This window comes from Citrobacter sp. BDA59-3 (genome assembly GCF_015167655.1).
Taxonomy (GTDB): domain Bacteria; phylum Pseudomonadota; class Gammaproteobacteria; order Enterobacterales; family Enterobacteriaceae; genus Phytobacter; species Phytobacter diazotrophicus.
Window position 1 is genome coordinate 1,111,423 of record NZ_CP063427.1, and the last position, 13,343, is coordinate 1,124,765.

General features: G+C 53.9%; 15 protein-coding genes. 9 read left to right on the forward strand and 6 right to left on the reverse strand.

The features are described 5' to 3' along the window. Positions 1-6: 6 nt before the first annotated feature. From secF to IP582_RS05135, 3 genes are all read left to right on the forward strand, one after another. Positions 7-978 (forward strand): protein translocase subunit SecF, encoded by a 972-nt coding sequence (gene secF, locus IP582_RS05125; RefSeq protein ID WP_193795268.1) that lies wholly within the window; start codon positions 7-9, stop codon positions 976-978. A gap of 171 nt (positions 979-1,149) precedes the next feature. Further along, positions 1,150-1,497, forward strand: a complete 348-nt coding sequence (yajD, locus tag IP582_RS05130) for an HNH nuclease YajD (protein ID WP_041852530.1) — start codon at positions 1,150-1,152, stop codon at positions 1,495-1,497. 50 nt (positions 1,498-1,547) lie between these two features. Then, entirely contained in the window at positions 1,548-2,762 is a 1,215-nt protein-coding gene (locus tag IP582_RS05135) for a hypothetical protein (RefSeq protein WP_193795269.1), read from the forward strand. Positions 2,763-2,904: 142 nt separating this feature from the next. On the opposite strand, the gene IP582_RS05140 is transcribed toward IP582_RS05135, so the two are convergent. Then, the gene (locus IP582_RS05140) at positions 2,905-3,783 is read right to left on the reverse strand and encodes a nucleoside-specific channel-forming protein Tsx (protein WP_041852528.1); all 879 of its coding nucleotides are present in this window, start codon (positions 3,781-3,783) and stop codon (positions 2,905-2,907) included. Between the two features lie 296 nt (positions 3,784-4,079). Next, positions 4,080-4,622, reverse strand: coding sequence for a DUF3251 domain-containing protein (locus IP582_RS05145; RefSeq protein ID WP_193795270.1), 543 nt, complete (start codon positions 4,620-4,622; stop codon positions 4,080-4,082). A 153-nt stretch (positions 4,623-4,775) separates the two neighbouring features. On the opposite strand from IP582_RS05145, the gene nrdR reads away from it, so the two are divergent. The 6 genes from nrdR (at position 4,776) to pgpA (ending at position 8,875) form a co-directional block, all read left to right on the forward strand. Further along, complete coding sequence (nrdR, locus tag IP582_RS05150; RefSeq protein WP_041852526.1) at positions 4,776-5,225, forward strand: transcriptional regulator NrdR; 450 nt, start codon at positions 4,776-4,778, stop codon at positions 5,223-5,225. A 2-nt stretch (positions 5,226-5,227) separates the two neighbouring features. After that, positions 5,228-6,331 (forward strand): bifunctional diaminohydroxyphosphoribosylaminopyrimidine deaminase/5-amino-6-(5-phosphoribosylamino)uracil reductase RibD, encoded by a 1,104-nt coding sequence (gene ribD / locus IP582_RS05155; RefSeq protein WP_193795271.1) that lies wholly within the window; start codon positions 5,228-5,230, stop codon positions 6,329-6,331. A gap of 89 nt (positions 6,332-6,420) precedes the next feature. Then, complete coding sequence (gene ribE / locus IP582_RS05160; RefSeq protein WP_041852524.1) at positions 6,421-6,891, forward strand: 6,7-dimethyl-8-ribityllumazine synthase; 471 nt, start codon at positions 6,421-6,423, stop codon at positions 6,889-6,891. A 19-nt stretch (positions 6,892-6,910) separates the two neighbouring features. Beyond that, complete coding sequence (gene nusB, locus IP582_RS05165; protein WP_041852523.1) at positions 6,911-7,330, forward strand: transcription antitermination factor NusB; 420 nt, start codon at positions 6,911-6,913, stop codon at positions 7,328-7,330. A gap of 74 nt (positions 7,331-7,404) precedes the next feature. Then, positions 7,405-8,382, forward strand: a complete 978-nt coding sequence (gene thiL / locus IP582_RS05170; protein ID WP_193795272.1) for a thiamine-phosphate kinase — start codon at positions 7,405-7,407, stop codon at positions 8,380-8,382. Continuing rightward, on the forward strand, positions 8,360-8,875 hold the full coding sequence (pgpA, locus tag IP582_RS05175) for a phosphatidylglycerophosphatase A (RefSeq protein WP_193795273.1): 516 nt from the start codon (positions 8,360-8,362) through the stop codon (positions 8,873-8,875). The genes thiL and pgpA overlap by 23 nt, the downstream gene beginning before the upstream one ends. Positions 8,876-8,961: 86 nt before the next feature. Here the strand turns inward: pgpA and IP582_RS05180 are convergent, their stop codons facing one another. The 4 genes from IP582_RS05180 to xseB form a co-directional block, all read right to left on the reverse strand. Next, on the reverse strand, positions 8,962-9,936 hold the full coding sequence (locus IP582_RS05180; RefSeq protein WP_193795274.1) for an aldo/keto reductase: 975 nt from the start codon (positions 9,934-9,936) through the stop codon (positions 8,962-8,964). Between the two features lie 186 nt (positions 9,937-10,122). Next, on the reverse strand, positions 10,123-11,985 hold the full coding sequence (dxs, locus tag IP582_RS05185) for a 1-deoxy-D-xylulose-5-phosphate synthase (protein WP_193795275.1): 1,863 nt from the start codon (positions 11,983-11,985) through the stop codon (positions 10,123-10,125). An 80-nt stretch (positions 11,986-12,065) separates the two neighbouring features. After that, positions 12,066-12,965: a (2E,6E)-farnesyl diphosphate synthase gene (ispA, locus tag IP582_RS05190; protein ID WP_193795276.1), complete on the reverse strand. Its 900-nt coding sequence runs from the start codon at positions 12,963-12,965 to the stop codon at positions 12,066-12,068. After that, positions 12,966-13,208, reverse strand: a complete 243-nt coding sequence (xseB, locus tag IP582_RS05195) for an exodeoxyribonuclease VII small subunit (RefSeq protein ID WP_041852518.1) — start codon at positions 13,206-13,208, stop codon at positions 12,966-12,968. Between the last annotated feature and the right edge of the window lie 135 nt (positions 13,209-13,343).

A 13,343-nucleotide genomic window follows, 5' to 3' on the forward strand; every position in this document is an offset into this window, starting at 1 on the left:
TGCGTTGTGGCACAGGAATATACTGTTGAACAATTGAACTACGGCCGTAAAGTCTGGGACTTTATGCGCTGGGATTACTGGGCGTTCGGCATCTCAGGTCTGTTGTTAATCATCTCTATCGCTATCATTGGCGTGCGCGGGTTTAACTGGGGTCTGGATTTTACCGGCGGTACGGTTATCGAAATCACGCTGGAAAAACCAGTGGATATGGACCAGATGCGTGAAGCACTGCAGAAGTCGGGCTTTGAAGAGCCGCTGCTGCAAAACTTCGGCAGTAGCCGCGACATCATGGTACGTATGCCGCCTGTACACGGGGAAACCGGTGGTCAGGAGCTGGGCAGCAAAGTCGTTAAAGTCATTAACGAAACCAGCAGCCAGAATGCAACGGTTAAACGTATTGAGTTTGTTGGCCCGAGCGTGGGTGCAGACCTTGCGCAAACCGGTGCAATGGCGCTGATGGTGGCGCTGATTTGTATCCTTGTTTACGTCGGATTCCGCTTTGAGTGGCGTCTGGCGGCAGGGGTGGTTATCGCGCTGGCGCACGACGTGGTGATTACCATGGGGGTGCTGTCGCTGTTCCATATCGAGGTTGACCTGACTATCGTGGCATCGCTGATGTCCGTTATCGGTTACTCGCTCAACGACAGTATCGTAGTGTCTGACCGTATTCGTGAAAACTTCCGCAAGATCCGTCGCGGAACCTCTTACGAAATCTTTAACGTGTCGCTGACCCAGACGCTGCATCGTACGTTGATCACCTCCGGAACAACCTTAGTCGTGATCCTGATGCTGTATCTGTTTGGGGGTCCGATTCTGGCGGGCTTCTCCCTGACCATGCTTATTGGTGTCACCATCGGTACGGCGTCCTCAATTTACGTGGCCTCCGCGCTGGCGTTGAAACTGGGCATGAAACGCGAGCATCTGATTCAGCAGAAAGTGGAAAAAGAAGGGGCGGATCAGCCGTCAATTCTGCCGTAATCCGGCTCTCCGCTTTAGAAAACCGCAGCCGCAAACTGCGGTTTTTTTATGGCTGATGTGACTGCGTGACGTCGACGAGGACTTTCTGCGTCCAGTTGCGGGAATATTGATAAAAACGCTGGTGCGCGCGAAACTGACGCTTATCCAATATTTATCCAGGTACTGACACATATGGCGATTATCCCTAAAAACTATACGCGGCTGGAAAGCGGCTACCGTGAAAAAGCATTAAAACTGTTTCCATGGGTATGCGGGCGTTGTTCGCGGGAGTTTGTTTATTCGAACCTGCGTGAACTCACCGTTCACCATATCGATCACGATCATACCAATAACCCCGAAGACGGCAGTAACTGGGAATTGCTTTGCCTGTTCTGCCACGATCATGAGCATTCGAAATACACCGAAGCGGATCAGTACGGTTCGACGGTAGTCGCGGGAGAGGATGCGCAAAAGGATATTGGTGAGGCGACCTATAATCCGTTCGCCGACCTGAAAGCGATGCTGAACAAGAAAAAATAAAACAAAAGTGAAAACCACGGATGGTTTTCTGACGAACAAGGATGTCTGCTATGAGTAAACCTCACTATTTTACATTCCGCTTTCGCGGTTTTGCCGTGGGTAACGATCCCGAAAGCGGCTATCTGCGCCTCATTACCCGCCATCACACTTTTTATACCGATAAGCGCTTTTTCAAGGATGATTCAGGCTTTGACCAGCTTCAGCCAGACAGTAGAATCTACCTTGGAACCCACCGTTTAAAAGATGGCAGCTACTGGATTGACTGGATAACGGATGGCACGACGTCGCTTGAGATCGCTCACGCACGTCCCGCGTTACTTTTCCCGCTTAGCCGCCTGCTAACAGGAATTCCGGCTTTTTTTATCTCTGGCTCAATGATGTTTAGCTGGGGATTTGCTTTTCTTATGCCGCTGCTGTTTCTGGCCGTCACGATGATGCTGCTAACCTGGGGACTGGCGGACCTTCATGCGGTCTGTTTGCGCTTTTCCCCACGGGTTCGTGACCTTCTGGCAAAGCTTGAGCAGGCAAAGCGGGGTGATACCTCCTTTTGCGAAGATATTGGTTGGGCGTTGTTAAACCCGCCGTATCCCGATTCCATGCCGGAAGGCTTTTCTGACTTTGGCCCAACGTTGAGTGAAATAAAACAGACGGTCTCGGCTGTCAGAAGCGGGGAGTGGAAATCGTATGTTGCCGATAGTTCCGGTGCGGCGCTGGTATATGTATGTCAGGGGCGAGGGTTATCGCTATCATGGCGGATGGGGGATCCGGCGTTGCGCAGCCAGATCGATAAAATTTTGCCTTTTTTCTACCGGACCCACGCGCCTTTTATCAGTCAGGGCGATCATGTTCTGACCATTTTCAACCACCATTCAAATAAAGCGATTGGCGTCTATAACTTTACCGATGGCGGCTGCTACATCGCCAACGGCAACTGGTATCGCAGTGACCAAAGCATGGCGGCATTTTATCGGGGGATGTTGTTTATCTTTGCCCCATGCATGATGGCGCTGATGATGCTTTTTAGCGCGGGCTTTGCATTGAGCGCGGGCGACGTATGGCGCTGGCATGCAGTTTGCGGGGCGCTGAAAAATATGTTTTCCGTCCTCTGCATCCTCTGCGGCGCACTGCTTGGGGGAAGCGACCTTGCTATTCAACTGACACGCTTATGCTCATCTCGGGTCAGCGACTGGCTGCGCCTGCGCAGGCGGCTTGAAAAATTGCGTCAGGAACAGCAGCACCCACCTTACATTCAGGAGATTTGGTAATGTTCGCTACCTTTCCCCGGCGCTGCCTGTGCGTGGCGCTTTTGTTGGCGCTCGGTTACTGGCTGAGCCCGTTTACTGTTTGAAAATAAAAAAGGCACCGACGCAAATTGCGCTCGGTGCCTGATTTTAAGCCCAAAAGCGCTTAGAAGTTGTAACCCACAACCAGGTACCCACCCCAACCCGTAGAGCGTACGTTCTCTTTCATCCAGACCAGGTCGGCATCATTATTCCACTGACCACCATTGTGCCAGTAACGCGCAACAGCAGAGTAGTGCCAGTGATCGTAGCTCAGAGACAGGATGTGGCTGGATGCGATGGAGTTGTTGGTGCGCTGCTTGATGCCGTTTTCAGCATACGCGCTCTTATCGCCCAGATCTGAACCCCAGTCAAAGTTGGTGAAACCGATATAGCTCAGGTTGCCGCCCCACAGGGAGGTGATCGGCACAAAGTATTTCACTTTAAAACGGTAGCCGTCCCAGTCGTTCTGGTTTTCTGCACCGTAGTTCTGCCACTGGTATTTCGCGTACACGTTCAGAGACAGGCTCATTGGCAGACCGGTATCGATGTCAGTACCCAGACCCATGTACCAGGTGCTCTGGCGGCCGGATGCGTTGCGACCCATGTCGTAGATGTAGTTATTCGCGAAGTACCACTCTTTGAACGGGCCAAAGCTCAGGTCGGTACCGGTCAGCTTATCAATCGAGAAGCGCGGTTCGATTTCCATGAACAACGGAGAGCCGTGGTTCCAGATACCTTTTGCGTCGGTGTTACCACCGAAGAAGACGGGGGCATCGGCATAGCCATAAAAATCGAACCAGTCTTTTTTAGCAAATGCTTCATATTCCAGATAGGTATCGTTACGAATCTGCGGTCCGAAGCGGGTGTGATAGCTGCCTACCACGTTAACGCTCTGGTGCCACCAGTCAGACACGTATTCCGGTTTGCTGTTATCCGCTGCATTCACGGAGAAAGAGGTCGTAAAAGCCAGTGCAGCGCCGGCTGCGAGTAATGTTTTCTTCATAATTATGCCACTGATAAGAGATCCCTTACGGGAATGAAAGAATGCACGCATTGCGTTTCTAAATATTTCATGTTTCTGCGGGCTTATTATAAGTATCCTTGCTCACAAAAATATGTGTTGTTTCACATTAATGAAACACACGTAATCGATTGCGTTCGCGTTTGCGCGTATTAAGCAGCGGGGATTGTACTGATGATCATCATTGTTGCCAATAAATGACACCCACCAGATTCTCATCCGGCGGGTGTTCAGACGTAACAAAGTGTGAATAAGAGCGACGGCGTCGCCGGGGAAAATTATTGCGGAGTGGCGGGCTGAATATCGTGGATGCGAACGAAACCTAACTGATCCGGCGTGATGCCATTGAGTTGTAGCGCGACGTCAACATCACCCGGCGCGAGCGTGCTGGCCGGAGCACTAATGAGCTGGTTTTGCACGTTAACTTCCTGGAAGTTCTGCGTGGTGCCCTGAATTTGTCCCCACTCAACGGTGCCGCTGAATGCCGGAAGTGGATCGTTAGACTCCCCCTGAATTCGCAGCGTGGCCCGCGTGCCGTTCGCATTTGGCGTGATGTCTTTCAACGTCATACGCAGCATACCGATCTGACTGTTCAGCCGGGCAGGGGTGTTGGAGCCGGGTAGCAGGTAGACACCATTGGTGGATTTAGCATTCAGCGCGTTTTGCTGGGTGATTTTCACCGTCTCTTTGTTCAATTTGGCCATTTCATTGTTCAGGGTGCTGACATCCTGATGCAATTGGCGGACCTCGCTTTGCTGTGCACAGGCGCTAAGGGCGAAAACGCTTCCCAGCAACAGGGATCTTAGGTAACGTCTTGTCATTCTGTCTGTTTCCTTGAAGATGAGGATGTTCTTTATGGTAGATCGCAACGGCTGCGTTGCCATCGATCCATTGTCTCAAAATCGGCTCGTCTTTGTTGTCATGCCAGTTCAGGGTAAAATAGATTTCAGTTAACTCACTCGCCAGGACGTCGTATGCATTGCCCATTCTGTTTCGCCGTGGATACCAAAGTAATTGATTCTCGCCTTGTCGGTGAAGGTTCCTCTGTTCGCCGCCGCCGCCAGTGTCTGGTATGTAATGAACGTTTCACCACGTTCGAAGTGGCTGAGCTTGTCATGCCGCGCGTTGTAAAAAGCAATGAAGTTCGCGAACCGTTCAACGAAGATAAGCTACGCAGCGGCATGTTAAAAGCGCTGGAAAAACGCCCGGTGAGCTCTGATGACGTTGAGATGGCGTTAAATCACATCAAGTCACAATTACGTGCTACCGGTGAGCGAGAAATTCCCAGCAAAATGATCGGCAATCTGGTCATGGAACAATTGAAAAAGCTCGATAAAGTTGCCTATATCCGTTTTGCGTCGGTATATCGCAGTTTCGAGGATATCAAAGAGTTCGGCGAAGAGATCGCCCGTTTACAGGACTGATCATGCACGACGAAATGTACATGGCGCGCGCGCTTAAGCTCGCGCAACGCGGGCGTTTCACCACTCATCCGAACCCGAATGTCGGCTGTGTGATTGTGAATAACGGCGAAATCGTCGGCGAAGGCTTCCACTATCGTGCGGGTGAACCGCACGCTGAGGTACATGCATTGCGTATGGCGGGTGAGCGCGCACGGGGCGCTACCGCGTATGTGACGCTTGAGCCGTGCAGCCATCATGGGCGTACACCGCCGTGCTGTGAAGCACTTATTGCCGCTGGTGTCGCTCGCGTTGTAGCGGCCATGCAGGACCCGAATCCGCAGGTTGCGGGGCGGGGGTTGTACCGCCTGCAGCAGGAGGGCATCGAGGTCAGTCATGGTCTGATGATGTCAGAAGCCGAAGCGCTGAATAAAGGTTTTTTAAAACGCATGCGTACCGGTTTCCCCTGGATCCAGCTTAAACTTGGCGCATCCCTTGATGGCCGTACAGCGATGGCCAGCGGCGAGAGCCAGTGGATCACGTCGCCGCAGGCGCGACGCGACGTACAGCGTTTACGCGCTCAGAGCCACGCGATTTTAACCAGTAGCGCGACAGTACTGGCGGATGACCCCAAACTGACCGTCCGCTGGGACGAACTGAGCCCTGACGTGCAAGGGCTTTATCCGCAGGAAAATCTGCGCCAGCCGGTGCGTATTGTCGTGGATAGCCAGCATCGTGTGACGCCTGAACATGCCATCGTCCAGCAACCGGGAGAGACCTGGTTTGCGCGGACACGTCACGATAGCCGTGCCTGGCCTGAATCAGTTCGTGAGATCCTCGTGCCGGAACACCGTGGTCATGCAGACCTGGTCACGCTGATGATGCTGCTGGGCAAACAGCAGATCAACAGCATTTGGGTAGAAGCGGGGGCTAACCTTGCGGGCGCGTTGCTGCAGGCGGGGCTGGTCGATGAACTGATTGTCTATCTTGCGCCGAAACTGTTGGGCGCGGATGCACGGGGGCTGTGCGTGCTGCCTGGTCTGGAAGCGCTGGCCGATGCACCCTCTTTTAAATTCAATGAGATACGTCAGGTTGGGCCAGACGTCTGCCTGCATCTTACCCACGCGTAGCCTCTGCTGTAAAAGGGAGGCAGCGCGTGAAATATTATGATAAAATCCGCCCCCCTGCGGGGTCTGAACTGAACCTGTGAAGGAAGAGTATGAACATTATTGAAGCTAACGTTGCTACCCCGGACGCTCGCGTCGCCATCACCATTGCGCGTTTCAACAACTTTATCAATGACAGCCTGCTGGAAGGTGCGATTGACGCCCTGAAACGCATTGGTCAGGTAAAAGATGACAACATTACCGTTGTTTGGGTGCCAGGCGCGTATGAACTGCCACTGGCGGCTGACGCGCTGGCGAAAACCGGTAAATATGACGCGGTGATTGCGCTGGGTACCGTTATCCGTGGCGGCACCGCGCACTTTGAATATGTGGCTGGCGGTGCAAGCAATGGTCTGGCGCATGTCGCTCAGGACAGTGGGATCCCGGTAGCCTTCGGTGTTCTGACCACTGAAAGTATTGAACAAGCCATCGAACGCGCTGGTACCAAAGCCGGTAACAAAGGTGCAGAAGCTGCACTGACCGCGCTTGAAATGATTAACGTATTGAAAGCCATCAAGGCCTGAATTTTGTAAGGGGAATTCCGTGAAACCTGCTGCTCGTCGCCGCGCCCGTGAGTGTGCTGTCCAGGCGCTCTACTCCTGGCAGTTGTCCCAAAACGACATCGCTGATGTTGAATACCAGTTCCTGGCGGAACAGGACGTAAAAGATGTGGACGTTCTGTACTTCCGTGAACTGTTGACCGGGGTGGCGACTAACAGCGCGTATCTCGACGGCCTGATGAAGCCGTACCTTTCCCGTCTGCTCGAAGAGCTGGGCCAGGTTGAAAAAGCGGTGCTGCGCATTGCTTTGTTCGAGCTGTCTAAACGTGATGATGTCCCGTACAAAGTTGCGATTAACGAAGCTATTGAACTGGCGAAAACCTTCGGCGCAGAAGACAGCCACAAATTTGTAAATGGCGTGCTCGACAAAGCAGCCCCCGCGATCCGTCCCCACAAAAAATGATCCGTAAGCCGGAGCCGGGCGTTGTTTTGACACGCCCGATCCGGCTTTTTCTTTTCTTTGCTGAGGCATAACGTATGGCATGCGGCGAATTTTCCCTGATTGCCCGTTATTTTGACCGTGTAACAAGCTCGCGCCGTGACGTCGATACCGGCATTGGCGACGACTGTGCACTGCTCAACGTACCCGAAAAGCAGACGCTGGCAATCAGCACTGACACGCTGGTGTCAGGCATCCATTTTCTTCCTGATATCGAACCGGCTGACCTGGCATATAAAGCCCTGGCGGTGAACATTAGCGATCTGGCTGCCATGGGGGCTGATCCGGCATGGCTAACGCTGGCGCTGACCCTGCCGAATGTCGATGAAGACTGGCTTAAAGCGTTTAGCGATAGTCTGTTCGAGCAACTCAATTACTACGATATGCAACTCATTGGCGGTGACACAACCCGTGGCCCGTTGTCGATGACGTTGGGTATTCATGGCTATGTTCCCGCCGGGCGCGCTTTAAAACGTAGCGGCGCTAAGCCTGGTGACTGGATTTATGTCACAGGCACACCGGGCGATAGCGCCGCCGGGCTGGCTATTTTGCAAAAGCAGTTGCAGGTCGCCGACGTACAAGATGCCAAATATCTGTTGCAGCGCCACCTGCGCCCTGTACCACGCGTTTTGCACGGGCAGGCGATGCGCAATCTGGCAAGCTCGGCTATCGATCTCTCCGATGGGCTGATCTCGGATCTTGGACATATTCTCAAGGCCAGCGGTTGCGGTGCGCGGGTCGATCTCAATGCGTTACCTTATTCGCAGGCGATGTTGCGTCATGTGGATGCGGAACAGGCTCTGCGCTGGGCGTTGTCAGGCGGTGAAGATTACGAGTTGTGCTTTACCGTACCGGAAATTAACCGGGGCGCGCTGGAGGTAGCCGTGGGCCATCTGGGCGTGCCAGTGACCTGTATTGGGCAGATGAGCGCGGATGTGGAAGGCCTGAATTTTACCCGTGAAGGTAAAACTGTGACGCTTGACTGGAAAGGATATGACCATTTTGCCGCGCTTTAAAGACATTGCCAAAAGCCGTTTGAAAATGAGCAACCCGTGGCATTTGCTGGCTACGGGTTTTGGCAGCGGATTAAGCCCTGTCGTGCCAGGCACAATGGGCTCTTTGGCCTCTATCCCGTTCTGGTATCTGATGACCTTTCTGCCGTGGCAGCTCTATTCGTTGCTGGTGATGCTGGGGATTAGTGTGGGCGTTTATCTCTGCCATCGTACGGCGAAAGATATGGGTGTGCACGATCATGGCAGCATCGTCTGGGATGAATTTATCGGGATGTGGATCACCCTGATGGCACTCCCGACGAATGACTGGCAGTGGGTTACCGCCGGTTTTGTGATCTTCCGTATTTTCGACATGTGGAAACCGTGGCCGATTCGCTGGTTTGATCGGAATGTGCATGGGGGCATGGGGATCATGGTTGACGATATCGTGGCCGGGATTATCTCCGCAGGTATTTTGTATGCGGTGGGTCACTACTGGCCGATTGGTATTCTCTAGCCGACGCTTTTATCAGAGGTAGCCCGGATGAGGCGTTTAACGCCGCATCCGGAACATTTCAGATCGTTCAAAAAACCACTAACGAATCACTTAAACCCGACCACCGGATGCTGTTTGTACGGTGTTTCCATTTCGGCGATCTGTTCTGGTTTTAGCGTTAAATCTACCGCCTGTAATAGCTCTTCGAGTTGCTCTTCGCGTGATGCGCCGATAATCGGGGCGGCGATACCGGGTTTGCTCAGCAGCCATGCCAGCGCGACCTGCGCGCGCGTAGCGCCCGTTTCTTCGGCAATGGAGCCCAGACGCTCAGCAATCTGCGCGTCGTTCTCATCGTTTTCGTTGTAGAGTTTTTTCCCCACTTCGTCTGATACGATTCGCGCAGTGGTTTCACCCCAGGGACGAGTCAGGCGACCGCGCGCCAGCGGACTCCACGGGATCACCGCCACCCCCTCTTTATAGCAGAGCGGCAGCATTTCACGCTCTTCTTCACGATAGATGAGGTTGTAGTGATCCTGCATGGTGACAAAGGGCGCCCAGCCGTGCTGTTTTTGCAATTCCAGCGCCTGTGCGAACTGGTGAGCGTGCATGGAAGACGCGCCGATGTAACGCGCTTTCCCGGCTTTTACGACATCATTGAGCGCTTCCAGCGTCTCTTCAATCGGCGTGTTGTAGTCCCAGCGGTGGATTTGCAGTAAATCGACATAGTCCATCCCCAGGCGTTGCAGGCTGTCATCAATGGAGCGCAGAATTTGCGCACGTGAGAGGCCTTCTTTGAGCGTGCCGGATGCATGATAGACCTTGGTGGCTACCACCACGTCTTCACGGCGGGCGAAGTCACGTAGCGCACGGCCCACGATCTCTTCACTGCTGCCATCGGAATAGCTGTTTGCGGTATCGAAGAAGTTAATGCCGCCATTCAGGGCGTGCTGGATAATCAGACGGCTGCTCTCTTCCGGCAGCGTCCAGGCGTGGTTGCCGCGATCTGGCTCGCCAAAGGTCATGCAGCCAAGACAAAGGCGGGAAACTTTAAGATCTGTTTTTCCTAACGTGTTGTATTGCATGGGTCCACTCCTGCTTATACTCGTTATATTTCGAGTGACAGGTGCGTTGCCTGCGTCAGCGCGCCCCAGTCACATAGGTGTCTATGCTCCCGGGGATTTACTGACCTGCCGCCTTCCTGCAACCCGAACTATTTAGAGTAGGATTACAAACATTACCGTTAAGCATAGCAGGAGCGACAGGGGAGGTTATGCGAGCCAGCTTGTGATACGTGCTTGAATACCCGCAGCATCCAGCCCCAGTTCGGCACGCGCTTCATCCTGGGTTCCCTGCGGAATGAAGAAGTCCGGCAGGCCGAGGTTCAGGACAGGAATCGGCTTACGCTGCGACATTAATAGCTCGTTCACGCCGCTGCCTGCGCCACCGATGATGGCGTTTTCTTCCAGCGTAACCAACGCCTCATGCCGTGCCGCCATCTCCAGAATCAGCGCGTTATCAAGCGGTTTAACGAAACGCATATCGACCAGTGTGGCGTTGAGTGCTTCCGCGGCTTTTGCGGCTTCCGGCAATAAGGTGCCGAAGTTAAGGATGGCGATTTTCTCACCTTCGCGCTTCACTACGCCTTTACCTAACGGCAGTTTTTCCAGTGGTTCGAGCGTCACACCAACCGCATTACCACGCGGGTAACGCACGGCGCTCGGGCCTGCGTTGTGGTGATATCCGGTAAACAGCATCTGGCGGCATTCGTTCTCGTCGCTTGGCGTCATGATAATCATGTCCGGGATACAGCGCAGATAGGAAATATCAAACGCCCCCTGGTGAGTCTGGCCATCAGCACCGACGATCCCTGCACGATCAATGGCGAACAGCACCGGCAGTTTCTGGATAGCGACGTCGTGGATAACCTGATCATAGGCGCGCTGCAGGAAGGTGGAGTAGATGGCGACCACTGGCTTATAACCGCCAATCGCCAGCCCGGCGGCAAAGGTCACCGCGTGCTGTTCAGCAATCGCAACATCGAAATAGCGATCCGGGAATTTGCGGGAAAAGTCCACCATGCCTGAACCTTCACGCATCGCGGGGGTAATCGCCATCAACTTGCTGTCTTTTGCCGCCATTTCACACAGCCAGTCACCGAAAATCTTCGAATAGCTCGGCATGCCGCCACTGCTTTTCGGCAGGGTACCGCTGCTCGGGTCGAATTTCGGCACCGCATGGAAAGTGATCGGGTCTTTCTCGGCGGGCTCATAGCCACGGCCTTTCTTGGTCATGATATGCAGGAACTGCGGGCCTTTCAGACCACGCATATTCTTAAGCGTATTGATAAGCCCCATAACATCATGGCCGTCAACCGGGCCAATGTAGTTAAAGCCCAACTCTTCAAACAGGGTGCCGGGCACTACCATGCCTTTGATGTGTTCTTCGGTACGCTTGATGAGCTCTTTGATTGGCGGCACGCCGGAAAGCACCTTTTTGCCGCCTTCGCGCAGCGTGGAATAGAGCTTACCGGAGAGTAACTGCGCCAGATGGTTATTCAGCGCGCCGACATTTTCAGAAATCGACATCTCATTGTCATTCAGCACAACCAGCATATCCGGGCGGATATCGCCCGCATGGTTCATGGCTTCGAATGCCATCCCGGCTGTAATCGCGCCATCGCCAATCACGCAGACGGTGCGGCGCTGTTTGCCCTCTTTCGCGGCGGCAACGGCAACACCAATGCCCGCGCTGATGGATGTGGAGGAGTGACCGACGCTTAACACATCGTATTCGCTCTCACCGCGCCACGGGAAAGGGTGCAGGCCGTCTTTCTGCCGGATAGTACCGATGCGATCGCGTCGGCCTGTAAGAATTTTGTGCGGATAAGCCTGGTGGCCAACGTCCCAGATTAACTGATCAAATGGCGTGTTATAGACATAATGCAGCGCCACGGTCAGTTCAACCGTGCCAAGCCCGGAGGCGAAGTGTCCGCTGGAGCGGCTCACGCTGTCGAGCAGGTAGCGACGCAGTTCATCGCACAGCTTCGGCAGGCTCTCTTTTGGCAGCGAACGCAATTCCGCAGTGGAATCGACAAGTGCCAGGGTCGGGTATTTGGCTATATCAAAACTCATCAGAGACTCATCGTGTTGCTCGTCATCCATTGGGCGATGTTTTTGCCTTTCGGCAACCCGGACGATTCGGAGCGTATTGTTTATTTATCACGCTGGATTATGTAATTCGCCAGTGCTTCCAGTGCCGTTGTATCCAGTGATTGCGCCGCCAGGAGATCCAGAGACTGGCGAGCGTCGGCAATCAGATCGCGGGCTTTAATCCGGGCTTGCTCAAGGCCCAGTAACGCAGGATAGGTGCTTTTGCCGAGCTGCTGATCGGCACCCTGGCGTTTACCAAGTGTCGCAGTATCGCCGACAACATCCAGGATGTCATCCTGAACCTGGAAGGCCAGACCGATGCTTTCGGCGTACTTATCCAGCACCGGCAGCCATTGATGTCCTGAATTACCCGCACTGAGTGCACCCATTCTTACCGCCGCGCGAATCAATGCGCCCGTTTTATGGCGATGAATGCGCTCCAGCGCGGCTAAATCGACCTGCTGACCTTCTGCGGCGAGATCCAGAGCCTGGCCTCCGCACATACCGGCAGCACCGCTGGCAATCGCCAGTTCGCGTACCATGGCAAGGCGGTCCTGCGTTGCCACTTCTGGCATGGGCGCATCACTGAGGATAGTAAACGCCAGCGTTTGCAGCGCGTCTCCGGCCAGTATCGCATTGGCTTCGCCGAATTTGATGTGGCAGGTGGGCAGGCCACGACGTAAATCATCGTTGTCCATGGCAGGCAAGTCATCGTGAATCAGCGAATAGGCGTGAATACACTCAACCGCTGCAGCAGGGGCATCCAGGGTTTCCCGGCTGACGCCGAACATACCGCCGGTCGCATAGACCAGGAACGGACGCAGGCGCTTACCGCCTAATAATGCGCCATACTGCATGGCCTCAACCAGAGGAGTGTTCTGAAAGGGAAGAGGGGCAATAAACCGCCGCAGTGCATCGTTGGCATGTTCGACACAGGCCTGTAATTGTTGGCTAAAGTCCATTTACTCGTTATCCGGTGTGAACGGCGTGAGAGGTGCCTCTTCATTGTCGGACAGCAAAATCTGTACGCGCTGTTCCGCCTGCTGGAGTTTCACTTGCCCCTGACGGGCAAGCTGTACGCCGCGTTCGAATTCATTAAGGGCCTCTTCCAGCGGAAGATCGCCGCTTTCAAGACGGGTAACAATCTGTTCCAGCTCGCTCAACGCCGTTTCAAATGTGGCGGGTGCGTCGTTTTTCTTTGGCATAGTGAATGTCTGACTCTTATTGATACCGACTACGATATGGTAGCGAAGTCGTGAGGCTTAGCAAATAACGCGCAATGGTCATGCAAAATGCGCAGGAGCTTCGCGATGGTGGTATACTTCCGCGCCTGGATGGCA